Source organism: Paraburkholderia terrae, from assembly GCF_002902925.1.
GTDB lineage: Bacteria > Pseudomonadota > Gammaproteobacteria > Burkholderiales > Burkholderiaceae > Paraburkholderia > Paraburkholderia terrae.
In genome coordinates this window covers 1,193,395-1,208,725 of record NZ_CP026112.1, presented here as the reverse complement: position 1 = coordinate 1,208,725, position 15,331 = coordinate 1,193,395, and the positions used below count along the sequence as shown (strand labels likewise).

The 15,331-nt window shown below is 55.6% G+C and carries 12 protein-coding genes; 8 read left to right on the top strand and 4 right to left on the bottom strand.

Features of this window, described 5'->3' with window-relative positions; translation table 11 throughout:
* Window positions 1–201 precede the first annotated feature (201 nt).
* The gene (locus C2L65_RS21640; protein ID WP_042314262.1) at window positions 202–1,020 is read left to right on the top strand and encodes an alpha/beta fold hydrolase; all 819 of its coding nucleotides are present in this window, start codon (window positions 202–204) and stop codon (window positions 1,018–1,020) included.
* A 28-nt stretch (window positions 1,021–1,048) separates the two neighbouring features.
* Here the strand turns inward: C2L65_RS21640 and C2L65_RS21635 are convergent, their stop codons facing one another.
* Window positions 1,049–2,014: a peptidoglycan DD-metalloendopeptidase family protein gene (locus C2L65_RS21635; RefSeq protein WP_042314263.1), complete on the bottom strand. Its 966-nt coding sequence runs from the start codon at window positions 2,012–2,014 to the stop codon at window positions 1,049–1,051.
* A 430-nt stretch (window positions 2,015–2,444) separates the two neighbouring features.
* On the opposite strand from C2L65_RS21635, the gene C2L65_RS21630 reads away from it, so the two are divergent.
* Window positions 2,445–2,852, top strand: coding sequence for a hypothetical protein (locus C2L65_RS21630; RefSeq protein ID WP_042314264.1), 408 nt, complete (start codon window positions 2,445–2,447; stop codon window positions 2,850–2,852).
* Window positions 2,853–2,864: 12 nt separating this feature from the next.
* On the opposite strand, the gene C2L65_RS21625 is transcribed toward C2L65_RS21630, so the two are convergent.
* Window positions 2,865–3,620, bottom strand: coding sequence for a DeoR/GlpR family DNA-binding transcription regulator (locus C2L65_RS21625; protein WP_233446589.1), 756 nt, complete (start codon window positions 3,618–3,620; stop codon window positions 2,865–2,867).
* Window positions 3,621–3,721: 101 nt separating this feature from the next.
* On the opposite strand from C2L65_RS21625, the gene C2L65_RS21620 reads away from it, so the two are divergent.
* Entirely contained in the window at window positions 3,722–4,339 is a 618-nt protein-coding gene (locus C2L65_RS21620; protein ID WP_042314266.1) for an NUDIX domain-containing protein, read from the top strand.
* 83 nt (window positions 4,340–4,422) lie between these two features.
* On the opposite strand, the gene C2L65_RS21615 is transcribed toward C2L65_RS21620, so the two are convergent.
* On the bottom strand, window positions 4,423–5,574 hold the full coding sequence (locus C2L65_RS21615) for a porin (protein WP_042314267.1): 1,152 nt from the start codon (window positions 5,572–5,574) through the stop codon (window positions 4,423–4,425).
* A gap of 483 nt (window positions 5,575–6,057) precedes the next feature.
* Between C2L65_RS21615 and C2L65_RS21610 the strand changes: the two genes are divergently transcribed.
* The 5 genes from C2L65_RS21610 to C2L65_RS21585 all read left to right on the top strand — a co-directional run bounded on the left by C2L65_RS21610 (window position 6,058) and on the right by C2L65_RS21585 (window position 13,459).
* A complete protein-coding gene (locus C2L65_RS21610; protein WP_042314291.1) occupies window positions 6,058–7,071 on the top strand; it encodes a helix-turn-helix domain-containing protein in 1,014 nt (337 codons plus the stop codon).
* 41 nt (window positions 7,072–7,112) lie between these two features.
* Entirely contained in the window at window positions 7,113–8,483 is a 1,371-nt protein-coding gene (locus C2L65_RS21605) for an undecaprenyl-phosphate glucose phosphotransferase (RefSeq protein WP_042314268.1), read from the top strand.
* A 100-nt stretch (window positions 8,484–8,583) separates the two neighbouring features.
* Window positions 8,584–9,798, top strand: a complete 1,215-nt coding sequence (locus C2L65_RS21600; RefSeq protein WP_063769795.1) for a DUF1972 domain-containing protein — start codon at window positions 8,584–8,586, stop codon at window positions 9,796–9,798.
* A gap of 70 nt (window positions 9,799–9,868) precedes the next feature.
* Entirely contained in the window at window positions 9,869–12,052 is a 2,184-nt protein-coding gene (locus tag C2L65_RS21590; protein ID WP_156132381.1) for a glycoside hydrolase family protein, read from the top strand.
* Between the two features lie 102 nt (window positions 12,053–12,154).
* Window positions 12,155–13,459, top strand: a complete 1,305-nt coding sequence (locus tag C2L65_RS21585) for an O-antigen ligase family protein (RefSeq protein WP_158660414.1) — start codon at window positions 12,155–12,157, stop codon at window positions 13,457–13,459.
* Between the two features lie 340 nt (window positions 13,460–13,799).
* Here C2L65_RS21585 and C2L65_RS21580 read toward each other — a convergent pair whose 3' ends face one another.
* Window positions 13,800–15,311 carry a flippase gene (locus C2L65_RS21580; RefSeq protein ID WP_052426974.1) on the bottom strand — a complete coding sequence of 504 codons (1,512 nt, stop codon included), beginning with the start codon at window positions 15,309–15,311 and terminating at the stop codon, window positions 13,800–13,802.
* Window positions 15,312–15,331: the final 20 nt, after the last annotated feature.

The window sequence follows — 15,331 nt, the reverse complement described above, 5'->3', positions numbered from 1 at the left end:
CCTGCATTGCCTCACCTTTGCATAGTCCGCTTCAAGTGCGATGAAACGCGGAATGCAGTACGCCTGAATGACTTCCGGCAGATTGCAGATTCGCAAAGGTGAGAATCTGCGGGAGCGCACATTGCGCTGCAGCGCACGCCTGGCGTTATCGACTCAAAAACGAACCACACTCGCACGAATGTCGAACGGAGTTGAACACGCATGACACACTGGACGCTCGATCAGCAGTTCACGTATCGCGATCAAACTGTTCGTTATCGGGTCTTCGGCGATGGGCCGCCCATCGTACTGATACACGGCACGCCGTTTTCATCATGGGTATGGCACCGGATCGCGCCGCATCTCGCACATGACCGCACGGTTCATGTGTACGACCTGCTCGGCTATGGACAATCGGAGAAGCGCGAAGGCGAGGATGTGTCGCTCGGCGTGCAGAACGGCTTGCTTGCCGCGCTGCTCGAACATTGGGGACTCGATGCGCCCGATGTCGTCGCGCATGACTTTGGAGGCGCGACGGCATTGCGCGCGCATCTGATCGACGGTTGCGACTACAGAAGCCTTACGCTGATCGATCCCGTCGCGGTCGCGCCGTGGGGCTCGCCATTCGTGCGGCATGTGCGCGAGCATGCGGCGGCTTTTGCCGGGCTGCCCGCGTATATCCATGAAGCCGTCGTCAACGCGTACATTCGCGGCGCGCTCGCAAGGACCATCACCGACGACGAGCTTGCGCCCTACGTCACGCCGTGGCTCGGCGACGTGGGACAACCGGCGTTTTATCGACAGATCGCGCAGATGGACCAGCGCTACACCGATGAGGTCGAAGCGCGTTATCCGCAGATACGCTGCCGCACGCAGATTCTGTGGGGCGAAGACGATCAGTGGATTCCCATCGAACGCGGGCGGCATCTGACCAGCGTGATTCCGGACGCGCGTTTTCAGCCGGTGCAGAATGCCGGACATCTGATGCAGGAAGACGCACCGGAGGCGATCGTCGCCGCAGTGTTGCGGTGGTTAGACTGAGCGTCGGCGGGTTAGGCCGACGCGAGCCTTATCCGCGCTGATGCGGCAGGAACGGCATCGGATCGATCGGCTTGCCGTCGCGGCGCAGTTCGAACAGCACGGACACGCGCGAGTTGTTCTCGCTGCCCATCTCGGCAATCTGCTGACCCCTGCGCACGATATCGCCCGTCTTTACGAGCAGCTTGCGGTTGTGCGCGTAGGCCGTCAGGAAATCCTTGTTGTGCTGGACGATGATGAGACTGCCGTACTCGTTCAGCCCCGTGCCGGCGTACATGACCTTGCCGTCGGCGGCCGCGCGGATCGGGTCGCCTGGCTTGCCGCCGATTTCGATGCCGCGCGTCTCGCCAGCCTGAAAGCCTTCGACGACATTGCCTTGCGCTGGCCAGATCAGCGACACGCCCTTCGCGTGGCGCGCCAGTTCGGCGTTCACTTCGCGGGCGTCGGCGGGGCTCGGTGCAGGGGCGCCTGTTGCGGGTGCCGATGCCGTCGTGTTCGAAGTGGCGGTCGTGTTACTGGCAGCACCGCCTGCCGTGCTGCTCGATGCGCCCGACGTGCCGCTCGAAGCCGCTGCGGCGCCATTTGCGTTGAGCGGCGTCGCGCCCTGGGCCGGAGCCGGACCGGCTGGACCGGCTGGAACGGCGACCATCTTCACCGCATCCGGCGACGACACCTTCAGCGCCTGCCCGATATGCAAGCGCGAGGACGGCTTCAGATGATTCCACGCGAGGACTTGCTTGACCGTGACGTTATGGCTACGCGCGATGCGCGCCAGCGAATCGCCGCGACGCACCTTATAGACGACGGGCGGAACCGGCTGCGCGACCATCTGGGTCGCAGGCGCCGCGGGCGCCGGATCGGCTGTCGTTTGCGCGGCCGATGCCGCATCGTTCGTTTTCGCGTCCTGCTCGCCGACATGCGCGCAGGCGCCCAACATCAAGGCGAGCGTGAAGCTCGCGAAACTGGCCCAGGTCCTGTCGAATCCATTCTTCGACATATGCTCTCCCGCATGATTCGTTCAAAGACCGGATGCGTGCGGCTCGCCCAATCAGCAGATGTCGAAAGACACCCGCGGGAGGCGCGCAGCATGCCGCCTCGTTGCGGCCTCAACCGTCCGGCACGTTGCCGGGGCCAATCCGTCATCTCGCTCGGGGCCGCGTCATATCTGATGCGATCTTCCGCTAAAGGGGTCGGAATAGCCTTCTAAATTAAAGCCGCATTGTAAAGTGCAGGCGCCGGAAAACGCGGCGCGCGAACACTCTGATACAAAATGTTTAATCGCGGTAATTTTCGGTGGATGGCAGGTAGATCGATAGCCTATCGACTGCCTTTTAAACCACGCGTCATAAAGCCGCTCTATCTCATATCGGCACCGCGCGCGCGAAACTTGAGAAGTACCCCGCCGTTTCAACAGCATGGAGACGTCAATGGCCGACATTAGCGAATCGAAAACGATCAGCGTGGCGATCGCGCGCGACTCGCGCGAGGTGTACGCGTTCATGGAGCATCCGCTGTCCTTCGCACAGTGGGCGTCGGGGCTCGGCAAGCCGTTGCGCGGCGAAGGCACGCGATGGACGTTCGAAAGCGCGGACGGCAAATCCGTCGACGTGCGCTTCACGCCGCGCAATCCGTATGGCGTGCTCGATCATTATGTGAGCACCGGACAGGGAGACGAGATCTATATACCGATGCGCGTGGTCGCGAACCGCGAAGGCAGCGAAGTGCTGTGTACGCTGTTCCGGACAGCGGGCATGAGCGACGCGCAATTCGCTGCGGACGCAAAGTGGGTCGAACGCGATCTCGCTGAACTGAAGCGCTTTCTCGAGCAGCAATAGAGTCCACTCGATTCACGCGCGCACGATCGTCACGCCGAGCGCTTCGAACGGCGCCGTGGTCGACGCGGGCGCGCCCTTCTCGACGATGATCGTGCTCGCCGCGTCGATGCCCGCAATCATGTACGCCGACGCGGCATTCAACTTTTCCGACGATGCGAGCACGACCGTCTCCGCCGCGCGCGCCACCAGCGCGCGTTTCACGTAGGCCTCTTCGAGATCGCCGGTGCTCAAGCCCGCCTCGGGATGAACGCCCGTCACGCCCATGAAGTACAGATCGGCGCGGATATGGCCGAGCGCTTCGATCGCGGCCGCCCCTATCGTCACCATCGAATGACGGAACAGCCGCCCGCCGATGATCACCACCTCCAGCGCCTCGTGCGCCGCGAGTTCGACAGCGACGCTCGGACTGTGCGTCACGATGGTCGCGCGCAGATCGGCGGGGAGATTGCGCGCCAGCTGGACGGCAGTCGTACCGCCGTCGATGAAGGCGATCTGGCCCGGCGCGATCATCCGCGCGGCGGCCCGGCCGATCGCCGCCTTCGCTTCCGAGCCGATCGCCTGGCGCCCCGCCAGATTCGCCACCGCTGGCGATGCAGGCAATGCGCCGCCGTGGACGCGCTGCAGTTTGCCCTCTGCGGCGAGCTCGCGCAGGTCGCGGCGCACCGTGTCTTCCGAGACGCCGAATGCCTCGCTCAGCGGTTTGGCGAGCACCTGGCCGTCGCGCTGAAGCGCATCGAGAATCAGATTCTTACGTTGGGAAGTCAGCATCGATTTGTCTGATGGTGTCGCTTTTTCGGAATTGCACGAATTTTCTTGATATTGCACGAATCTGCACGATACCATGATTCCGTTCGAGACAAGGAGGATTCATGGGCAACACGGCTGACCGCGTGCGTTTCGTCGATGTGCAGGTGCTATCCGACGACTGGTACGTGCTGAAGAAGAACACCTTCGACTACCGGCGCGCCGACGGCAGCTGGCAGCGACAGAGCCGCGAGACCTACGATCGCGGCAACGGTGCGACGCTGCTGCTCTACGATCCGCGGCGACGGACCGTCGTGCTGACACGGCAGTTCCGCTTGCCTGCGTTCGTCAACGGACATGAAGGGATGTTGATCGAAACGCCCGCCGGCCTGCTCGAAGAGGCATCGCCGGAGGAAAGGATTCGCGCTGAAGTCGAAGAGGAAACCGGCTATCGCGTGGAGCGCGTGCGCAAGGTGTTCGAGGCGTTCATGAGTCCGGGCTCGGTGACTGAGAAGCTCTACTTCTTTGTCGCCGAATACGATGCCGATGCGCGCATCAGCCGTGGCGGCGGAATCGCCGATGAAGGCGAAGATATCGAAGTACTCGAGTTGCCCTTCGACGATGCACTAGCGATGGTCGCGTGCGGCGAGATCATGGACGGCAAGACCATCATGTTGCTGCAGTACGCGGCGCTTCATCTGTTTGTGAATGAATGCGCAGCGGCGAACGAGATGCGCGAATAAAAAAACCCGTCGGGCTTCAAATGAAGCGCGACGGGAAATGCGTGGAAATCTCACGACACGAATGTCGCTTGCTACATGCGCGATCAGAACTTGTGGCGAATCGCTGCGCGGAACGCGAGCTGGTTCGACGTCGACGACGGAGCCTGCGTGCCAAGAATAAACGCGTTGTCCATGATCGAATTCGTCTTGTCGCCCGCGACCTTCTGGTACACGCCCTGAACGTAGAAGTCCGTGCGCTTGGAGATGTTGTAGTCCGCCATCAGGCCGACCGTATGGACCTTCGGTTTGACGCTGCCCGTCGATGAATCGTAGTTCTCCAGCGTGTACACGTATTCGCCGCCGACATAGAACGCGGGCGTCAACTGGTACTTCGCATTCAGTTCGAAGTTCTGGAACCGCAGGCGATTGAGCGTCGAGCCAGCCGCGACGATCGCGCCAGGCGTGCCGAGATAGCCGTTGCCCGTCGGGTTGTGGTAGTCCGAGTTCGTGTAGGCAAAGCCGACCGTCGCCGAGCCGAACGTGTAGTTGATGCCCCCGCCGAATACACGCATGCGCTGGGCGAGGAAGCTGGCGTCGTTGGTTGCGATCGCGCCGCTCGACGTTGCGCCCGTGTTGTTCGCCTGCAGGTAAGCGGCGGCAAGCAACAAGCCGCCCGTCGCGTATTGCGCGCCGAAGCTGTACTGACGGTTGTTGGCGAAATTCACGTCGTTGCTGAAGCTATACGTGCCGCCGAACTGGAAGCCGGCGATGTCCGGGCTTGCGTACTTGACCGTGTTGTTGACGCGGAACGAGTTGTCCGTGTTGTCGTTATCGAACGGATGCGAGAACAGATAGCCGGACCAGTTGCCGTTCGACGTCGTTTGCGCAAGATAGTCGACGACGGAATCGTACTGGCGGCCCAACGTGACCGTACCGAACCGGTCATTCGACACGCCGACGTACGCCTGACGGCCGAACATGCGGCCACCCTGCCCCAGACGGCCGCTATTCAGGTCGAACCCGTTTTCGAGCTGGAAGATTGCCTTGTTGCCGCCGCCCAGATCTTCTGCACCTTTCAGGCCCCAACGGCTGCCTTGCGCGTAGCCGCTTTGCAATTCGACGACGCTGTGGCCGTTGACGCTATTCGTATAGTTGACGCCTTCGTCGATCACGCCGTACAGCGTGACGCTGCTTTGCGCGAAAACGGGAGCGGTGAAGGCGGCTGTAGCGGCCAGCGCGATGACCTGTTTCTTCATTGGACGATCTCCGATTTTGGTAGATATGGTGGTTGGCGTGTGTTCTGGATTTAACATTTTTTGTTCGGCATGCTTACTATTTGTTCAGCTTTTTGCCGTTTTGTATGCACGCACTTCCGGTTAGGGGTGCGTGCAACGGACGTGATGCTGCCCGAGCGCCATCGCGTCGTCTAGTTGAAGTCAGGACAGGGCTGAAATTCGTTGTGAAATGCCCACGAATGGTGCATCAATTCGTGGGATTGAATTGGTCTGTAGGGGAAGTTCGAGGTCTCGTCGCGTATTTTCGCTAAAGCTCTCCTGCACGAAACTTCTACACCGTGAATCGGAATTGTCCGATAGGACTTGCAGAAATGGATTCGTATTCTCTGCGCCTCTATGTAGCGTGTGCTTAAGCTAGTGACAGAGCTTCGAACCGGACCGTTCGTCTCAATGCTCAACTACGCTTCGCGCCAAGGCTCACCGATACGCGGCCGGGAGGCATTGATGAATACGACTTACTACGAGGTTTCGCGTAATCCGAACCGCGCTCTTCCAAATCAGGCTGCGAGCCTTGGTACGCACGTTATCGGGATCTTCGTTTTCGACGGGTTTTCGATGTTGCCGGCAGTCGAGATCGTCGACATATTCGACAAGGCGAATCAGGTGTTGGTTGTCGGGCATGGTGATGCGCCTTGCTATCGGACGTTTTTCGTTTCGCGCCATGGTGGATGTGTGTCGAGTTCGGCAAGCATCGACGTCTTGACACAACCGGCTGAGCAATTTCGCTCGGCCCGGGCAGTCTTCGTCGCGAGCGGAGAAACGGCCTCCCACATCACAAGAGACTTAAAGCTCAGTGAATGGTTTCGCGGCACGACGTCTCAGGTTGAGGAAGTTTTCGCGATTGACAACGGCGATGCATCGCTGGCGTTCATTGGTGCGTCTGCTCAGCCTCAAAAACCAAACATACCAACTGCGCACGGTGAAGCATGGCTTGTAGATGGGACAGGCAGCAATGCATCCGATCACGCATCGCGGTCAGCTGTGCGGCATGCGCTTACATTGATCAAGCAGGACTGTGGTGTGTCCGTGTTGCGTCGCGTGCTAGAACAGCTTCCCGATACCGGATCACCAGAATTCAACGCCATCTCAGCCAACAGCGTCAAGTCGATCAAGGAGAAGATTTACGAGAGCGCGCAGTGGATCAGGCGCAACTGCAATAAGGCGATATCCATTACGGTAGCTGCACAGACGGCTGGCATGAGCGATCGTTCGTACTTGCGGCACTTTAGGGCGGAAATGGGAGTGAAGCCATCCGAGCATCTGCGACGTTCACGCGTCGAACTGGCCGCGGTGTTGCTGGAATCGAGTGACTTGCCAGTCGACAAGATCGCGCGGCGTTGTGGACTGACAAGCGGCGAATGTCTTGCGAGATTGTTCCGGCAGGTCTTGCACCTTTCGCCGACAGAGTATCGCAGCCGGTTGCGTTCTAACGTCGCACAAACGCGCGAAGCCATTTGATCCGGATGCCACTTTCGAACGTAATTGGCGCATACAAATCGATGCTAACACCTATTTCCAAAGCCACCGACTTTCTCTGCATTTCCGGGGCTGCCTATATTTCGAAAAGCATCGTCTTTCGCGATAGTTCTACGTTTACGCATATTGATGGTCTTGTCGGCCTGCTTGGACTCATGCTTCCTTTTCTATCGTTCAGATTGACGAAGGTTTATCAACCCTTTCGTAACGATTCGGTGTTCGGCAGCGTTATACGTGTCCAGTTTGCCTGGATCTTCGCCCAGCTAATTCTGGTCGCTGTATCCCAGCTCTATCCCGACGGCGACCTGCGAAACCGCTGGCTGCTATGGTGGACGGCGATAGCAGTTTGCGCGCTGGTTGTTGGACGGTGCGCTATCCATGCGCTGCCGTCAATGCTCCGCTCGTGGCGATTCGCACCGACACGCATTGCAATCGTCGCACCACGCGGCGCCAAACCAGATCTCTTGGCGCGGATAGCTTCACAGACTAGAAACGCATTCGTTCCAGAAGTGATTTTCGATCCGTCTCTACCCAACGATACGTCCGTCGATCAAATCCCGGTCGTACACGAGATGCATGCGTTCGAGCAGATAATGCGGGCGCAGAACCTCAGGGAGATCTGGATCATCAACCCACCATTTCAACCAATCTCTGTTGAGCATTTATTCGAAACGTTTCGGAACGATTTCGTCAATATTCGAGTACTGCTTGTACTGGAGGGCTGCACGTCTGCCGAGAGCGCGGTTGGTATCTATCGCGGGGTCCCCCTCTTGAATGTAATGGCCACGCCTGAACGGGGTTGGGATACCTTACCTAAGGAGATATTTGATCGCATCTTCGCACTGTGTGTGTTGATTGCAATTTCTCCAATACTGTTAGCAATTTCTGCTGCGGTGAAGTTGTCTTCGCCCGGCCCCATTGTGTTCCGACAGTACCGCAAAGGCATGAATGGAGATGTCTTTTCGATCTATAAGTTTCGCACCATGTATCAAGGGGCTGACGCACCAGGCTCTGTCCTTCAGGCACGAAAAGGCGATGTGCGTGTCACCAAAGTGGGGCGCTTCCTCCGAAGTACAAGCCTCGATGAACTTCCACAATTTCTCAATGTACTCAAAGGGGAGATGTCAGTGGTTGGACCTCGTCCGCACGCGGTCGAGCATGACGAATATTACAAAGATCTTGTACAGCACTATATGTTCCGCTATCGAATCAAACCAGGAATCACCGGATGGGCACAGGTCAATGGTTACCGCGGCGAAACAGCAGCGATTGAGACGATGGAAGCACGGGTCAGATTCGATCTGTATTACATCCAGCATTGGACGTTCTGGATGGATATGAAAATCATCGTGCTGACCATTCTTAAAGGCTTCGTCGGTGCTCGTGCCTACTAGTAGTACATTTTCGACCGCCGTCGAACAGAATATTCCTCACGCCTTCGCTATCGATCAGCTCAAGCGCCATACGATCCCTGAACATTTACCGATATAAGATATGTCATACAAGCAACTGGCCATACTGGGGACTCGGGGTATTCCTGCGAGCCATGGTGGATTTGAGACTTTCGCGGAGCGCCTTGCACTCTACCTGACCAAACGCGGATGGAAAGTCACAGTCTATTGCCAAGGAAGCACCGGGCAACCCGCAACGATTGAAGATACATGGCGTGGCGTCCATCGGATCATCGTTCCCGCACAGCGGGGAGGAGCGCTCGGAACAATCGAATTCGACTGGGCGTCGATGCGGAACGTGGTGATCCAACGCCCTCAGCTCGTCTTGACCCTCGGCTATAACACGGCAGTTTTTTGCACGCTTTTACGCTGGCATGGCATCACCAATCTGATCAACATGGACGGATTGGAGTGGCGACGCGACAAATGGAAACTCCACGAACGAGTCTGGCTGTGGCTTAACGAGCGAATTGGTTGCTGGACCGGAAACCACTTGATCGCAGACCATCCTGTCATCGCCGCACATCTGGCCACACGAGTGAAGAGGCGCAAGATTACGATGATTCCATATGGCGCTGATGCCGTCGACGATCTTGCGCGCTCGCCTTTGGACATGTTAGGGCTGAAAGAAACCGCTTACGGGCTGGTCATTGCACGACCAGAGCCGGAAAACTCAGTACATGAAATAGTGACGGCATTCTCACGGGGCCGTCGTGGTGCGAAACTTGTCGTACTGGGAAAATACGATCCTGGTGCGCATCCGTATCACCGTGAAGTGTTGAGCGCAGCAAGCGAGGAAGTGCTGTTTCCCGGTGCGATCTACGACCAGTCTGTGCTTCGGGCCCTACGCCGACACGCACATTTCTATGTACACGGACACCGCGTTGGCGGTACCAATCCTTCTCTCGTCGAGGCCCTTGGCGCCGGAAACGCGGTAATTGCTCACGATAACGCCTTCAATCGCTGGGTCGCAGGACCTCACGCAAGATTTTTCGCTACGGAAGCCGACTGCGATATGCATATTTCCGCCTTGCTCGCAGACCCCGCGACCGCGAGGGCTATGAGTCAGCAAAGCAGGCAGCGTTTCGAAAGTGCATTCCGTTGGGAAAGCGTGCTCGCACAATATGAGGCGTTGCTGGAGCGGCATTCGGATAGAAGCGTACGACCGCATGCAGATTCATTCGCCGATCGGCAAAAGCAGAAGCCCGATCATGCTGTGGCAATGGAAGCGCCACACGACACTTCGGCCGGGCGTTGAGCCGAGGCACCGAATGAGAAACGTATGTTCGGGTCCTTTTTCCGCTCACATTAGAAATCTGCACCGAACATTGGCGCAGTATGTCATTGTGACAATTTTCGCCCTTGATCCCTCCTGTCTGATCGCCTCCAGTGTGAATAACACTGGTACACGCTTTTATCGCATCGAAATTCCCGATATCGCGGCTCAATCAATTGCTGATTTCGGTTATCTAAACGCTCCGCTGACTGAAAAGGATCGCCTCGAGGTCTGCGGTACAGCTTTTTGCAAGATCGGCGCATCCACGCCAATTCGTTTGTTCGGTGTCAACCTCGGGTTCGACGCAGCGCTTCCTGATCAGGACCAGGCCCGTCGACTTGCTATCCATTTGCGCTGCTTGGGCGTAAACCTGGTACGACTTCATGCGCTAGACTCAATTTCATCATCCGACTCTGGAAACGCAACTGCACTTCTGACCGCTGCCCCATTCCCTTCCTTCAATCAGGACGCGATCTTCCGGCTGCGCAACTTGCTGGAGCAATTCCGGCAGCAAGGTATCTATGCCGATCTGAACCTTCACGTCGTTTATCAGTTTCGGCCAACGATTGACCATACCATCGCTCTGGATGATGAGACTGCGCTCCCAAATCAATCGAAGCCGTTTCTCATCGTCGACGATCTCGCAATACAGTTGCAGGCGCGTTATGCGCGTGGTCTTCTTGACGCGCTGAAGGGCGCTGGAGAACCTGCATTGGCTCTCGTGGAAATCAATAACGAAAGTTCATTAATCTATGCGTGGATGAATGGTGATTTGCACCGACTACTAACCGGTCCTTTCAAGGACTCACTGATGGCAAGATGGCAAAGATTCGCCGCCACGAAAACTAATTCTGACATCGTCGATCCGAAAATCTTTCCACCACTGGATGGAAATAACACTCCCGTTCAACTATCCTTCCTGAAATTCCTATCTCAAGAAGACAAACGCTACGTTGATTTTATCTCGAACTCCATTCGAGATATTGCGCCTCGTCTTTTAATAATTGGCACACAAATGAGCTTCGGCGGACTCATCAATTTCACATCGATGTCTGAAATGGATGCTCTCGACAATCATTTTTACGTTGATCACTACCACTTCCCTAATAAAATGTGGAGATGGGACGACTGGCAAATCACAGACTCATCCAGCATTAAATCGCGGCTCGCACCTTTGCTCAGTTCGGCATATTATCGGTCCTTCGACAAACCTTACCTTATCACGGAGTTCAACCAACCGTGGCCAAACAGGCAATCTGCCGAAATACTTCCTGAGACAGCTGTCTTTGCAAGCATGCAGGATTGGAGTGGATTAGCATTCTACGATTACACCCATTCACGCGCCGACTACACTGCGACCACCCCAAGAGAATTCAGCCTTGTTGGAGACGCGACCAAACTGGTCCAATTCGGGCAAGCTGCTTGGTTATTTCGAACGCGTGCCGTAGCACCGTTGTGCGGAGCGGCAACTTACACCTTTGACGATCATCTCGCGATGGTTGCGACACGCCAGCGAATTACCAACGATCTCGCCAACTTCCTACAGCAAGAAGGCACGCTGACAGCTGAGGCTCCGCTCGCTGTCCGTGTCGGATATTCTGCCAGGAACCTTGAACCGCCCCTCGCTTCCTGTGACATCATGGCGCGTTTCGATCTCAAGGCGTATCAGATGATCATCGACGCCTCAACCGTCAAGGGAATAACGGGGTATGTGAAACCAAATGAGGAGTACGACTACCGCTCATTTCGCGTGACCCTGCGCGGAGACTCTCGTGGTTTCCTGTCGCTCATGCTTTCTGCGCGCGACGGGCTTCCCGTAGAGCAATCGCATCAGCTACTACTCACATTGCCGGGCTACACCGTCACCTCGTTCCAAACCGAAAGAGGTCCGGCACCGCTGGATCTTGCGCACCGCCTTCCGAACTGGATGGAACTGCTTTTTGGCTTATTCAAATCTAGACCAATAGAGTGGAATTTCGTTTCTCCGTTGCATCATCATACGGTCAATCTTCGTTCCCTCACACCGCCTGTATGGATGGAGTACGTACCCTGCACTTTTACATTCCGCTCTAATTCGCGAAAGTTAATCGTCTACCCTCTTTCCGAGACAGGTGCTCGGATGGCTCCCTTGCAAGAAAAGTTTGTGAAAAAGATCTCGGACGGATTCTCGATTGACTTGCAATCTGATTCTCAACCTCCATCACCATGGTATGAATTGGATACATTCTCTTCCTGAGACTTCGGGTCAATCGCGAATACGCTCGACAACTGCATCCTCTTCATGAATTACATTCTCGCCACGTATTGTCTATATTTGTCCACATTCCGTCTCCGGAGGATGGCTCTTCTATTTCCATTATTATGCCTCTTTACTCCGAAAGGATTTGGATTATTGGATTTACCAAGCGTACCTTATTTATCTCTAAATCGTGCCATCGTAGTCATCATGGTCGCCTTCTTCCTTATCCGCGTCATGTCAAACGGATTTCGGATCACGAACACCAACTTTCCTTTGACACGACCTTTTGTTCTTCTAGCGGGTGCATATTCAACTTCGTGCATTTTCAATCCGGCTACCTGGTCATCCGATGCTGTCACAGCCGTAATGAACTTCTCTGAACTCGTCTTTCCGTGTTACTTCATCTGGTACTTTTGCAAATCCACTGACGAAGCAAAACGCGTCCTGAAGTGGTTTTATGTCATCGGCTTGATTGTATCGCTGTACGGAACTGCCGCCTATCTTTTGCACTTCAATCCGTACTTCGACTATCTGAAACAGACAACCCCGAGCGGCCGCGTTACGGCTACAGACTATGAAGACTCGCTGAGAGGATTGCGAGCAGTCGGAACACTTTCTCACCCCATTACCTATGGAGCGTTTCAGACCTTCACGGTCTTGGTCGGCATCTTCCTTATGCGGAAGAACCGCTCCGCCGCCAAACTACTCATATTTCTAGGTGCCCAGACCGCTCTGCTCGTGGGAATCGCCGTTACCAATTCGCGCACACCATTAGTCTATGTGATTCTCGCACTTGTGATCTTCACTTGCTTCACGGGTCTACGTGATAAAGTAATAGTAATCAAGGTCATCGTTGTGGCATTGGTCGTAGGTAGCCTTTTCGGAATGGATCATGTGGAAAGGCTGGCAGACTTCATCTCGTCTGTGGCGAGTAGTTCGCGTGGGGATACGCAGAACGGCAGTTCACTTCAGATGCGTGCAGGCCAGCTATTGGTAGCATGGAGATTCTTCTCGGAATCGCCCATCTTTGGTGGGGGCGTGTCCGCCACACGCACGATCATCGCATCAGGCACATATCCAGATTTCTATAACGCGGAAAGCGCGATCTTCCAATGGGCGATCGATCTTGGATTACTAGGCCTAGTCGCTTATTTCGCGCTTTTTGCTCAACTGTTTCGCTTGTGCGCACGGGTAAAGATCCGGTTTTTTCGCGCAGTGTTATACGCGATGATCGCTGGCTACGTCGTCTTCATTTTCGCGACCGGCGTACTTGAGACGATGCAGCTTTTCCTCGTTATTGTGACGCTCTTTCTTATAGCAGGGGGGAAAGAGCATCCGGAACATGATCGTCGCCCTCGCCGGAGAACCTACGCAAGGTCGCACGCTGCACCGTCTGGCACATAGTTTCGGCCGCGACGTTCGTGCGATTCGGCATTGGTTGTTGAAAGGAACTTCAAACGCCGGCATGCCAAGAATGTACATTCTGCCGTGCCGCTTTTCATCGACGGGTGTTGCATGTCCGTCGATGAACACGCTACCGATGGAACCTGACCATGGATCATCAGCCCAAGAGGTCTTTCGGTTGGTTAGACGTGGTCAGACTACCACTCGTCGCTGGTGGCGCAGTATGGAGTCAAGTGGTCAGCGGACCTAGCGAGCGAGTTGGCACCCTCACAACCGACAACTGGCACGCAAACCACGTGTCGCCTGCTGACCAGAGGGCGAGATCGAGAAGTGAAAGAACCTATCTACCGGCCCGAAATAACTTGACCGTCACAATCTGGCGGTCGTCATCGCTTAAAAAACACTTCCAAAAGGTACAAACGAATCCGATCAGTAGAGCGACGACTACGAACGAACTTGCCCACAGACTGGTGATCGAAAAAGTACCCCATAAGGCTATGATGCAAAGGATCGCGAGTGAGCTAATCACTCTAATCGTTCCCAGCTTGACGCCCGCTACTCTCAAACTCATCCAGTAAAGCAATCCCGCGTCGAGTATCATCCGCAGCGCCCAACCCGCGGCAGCACCGACAATTCCGAAACTCTTTGTTAGCAGGACCAGACCCATGACATATACCGGCAATTCGATCAGATGCAATTTTGCCGTCACATCGGCGCGCCCTTGTGCCTGCAAGAGATTGAATGCAACCTTTGAAAAACCGTTAATGAACAAACCAATCGCCAGCAGTTGCATGACACACGCACTGCGCTCCGCAAATTCATGGCCTATCCATATTTTGAGAAAAGGCCGTGCGAATGCAACAACCAGCAACACGAGAGGAAAAAGGCACGCTGTGATCAGTTTCGCCCCAAGCATCAGCATATCGCCCGATTGTGATCTGTCGACTGCGAACCGGCTGGCCATGAGTGGAAATAACACACCAAACAGGCCTTCCGAAACGATGTTCAGCTTGAACACAACCTCATAGGGAGTCGTATAGAATGCCACGGCCGTGGTACCCAACAACGCACCAATAAAGAAACGATCCATGTAAACCATCATCGGCGATACGATATTCGATACTGTCATCCAGCCACCAAACGACAGCAGTTCCTTGCATAGTCGCCGATCCGACAACCCGGTAATCATCTTTCCGCCTATTTGATGTGCCGTGCAATACCAATGAACGGCGACGGAAACGACCCGCCCGAGTACCAGCGATAACACGATCCAGTCCAGTCGATCGGAAAATGGAAGCACACATAGCGGTCCGCCGAATGTCCATAATCCAAGCGGCGTACGCAACGCATTTGTAATGTCGAAGCGCTGAAATGCTTCCAATATCCCACGTAATCCTGTCGTCAGAATGACGGACGGAATGGATAGTGCAAGCAGATAAAACGAAGTTCGCGATTCGCCCACGTACATGACTGGCACCTTGAGCATTGTCGTCAACGCCGGCGTCACGATCGCTACCGTAATAGCACCCGCAACGCCCAGTCCGGTCATGAGCACAAGTCCTGTCGATATGATCTGCGGCACTTCCTCTGTCCGCCCCGCCCCAATTCTCTCCGCAACGAGTCGCGTTAACGCACGACCGAGACCGAGATCGAAAAGATTGAAATAGCCCACGACCATCCATGCAATGGTCAACAGACCAAATCGGTCCTTGCCCATATGGTGGATCAGCATGGGTATGCTGATAGCCGCGAGCGCGAGTGGGATGAGTTGACCGAAGATGTTATACGTTAGATTGCGCGCAAGACTAGAACTCTCGGTATACCGCGCTATGGTGTCAGGCAAACGAGCCATTAAGGGGGTCCGGGAGATTG

Excerpts from the sequence above, each read along its gene's own strand:
- C2L65_RS21605 (WP_042314268.1), top strand. The coding sequence starts at position 7,113 with ATGCTAACACCTATTTCCAAAGCCACCGACTTTCTCTGCATTTCCGGG.
- C2L65_RS21640 (WP_042314262.1), top strand. The coding sequence starts at position 202 with ATGACACACTGGACGCTCGATCAGCAGTTCACGTATCGCGATCAAACT.
- C2L65_RS21630 (WP_042314264.1), top strand. The coding sequence starts at position 2,445 with ATGGCCGACATTAGCGAATCGAAAACGATCAGCGTGGCGATCGCGCGC.
- C2L65_RS21610 (WP_042314291.1), top strand. The coding sequence starts at position 6,058 with ATGAATACGACTTACTACGAGGTTTCGCGTAATCCGAACCGCGCTCTT.
- C2L65_RS21625 (WP_233446589.1), bottom strand. The coding sequence starts at position 3,620 with ATGCTGACTTCCCAACGTAAGAATCTGATTCTCGATGCGCTTCAGCGC.
- C2L65_RS21600 (WP_063769795.1), top strand. The coding sequence starts at position 8,584 with ATGTCATACAAGCAACTGGCCATACTGGGGACTCGGGGTATTCCTGCG.
- C2L65_RS21580 (WP_052426974.1), bottom strand. The coding sequence starts at position 15,311 with ATGGCTCGTTTGCCTGACACCATAGCGCGGTATACCGAGAGTTCTAGT.
- C2L65_RS21615 (WP_042314267.1), bottom strand. The coding sequence starts at position 5,574 with ATGAAGAAACAGGTCATCGCGCTGGCCGCTACAGCCGCCTTCACCGCT.
- C2L65_RS21635 (WP_042314263.1), bottom strand. The coding sequence starts at position 2,014 with ATGTCGAAGAATGGATTCGACAGGACCTGGGCCAGTTTCGCGAGCTTC.
- C2L65_RS21620 (WP_042314266.1), top strand. The coding sequence starts at position 3,722 with ATGGGCAACACGGCTGACCGCGTGCGTTTCGTCGATGTGCAGGTGCTA.
- C2L65_RS21585 (WP_158660414.1), top strand. The coding sequence starts at position 12,155 with ATGGCTCTTCTATTTCCATTATTATGCCTCTTTACTCCGAAAGGATTT.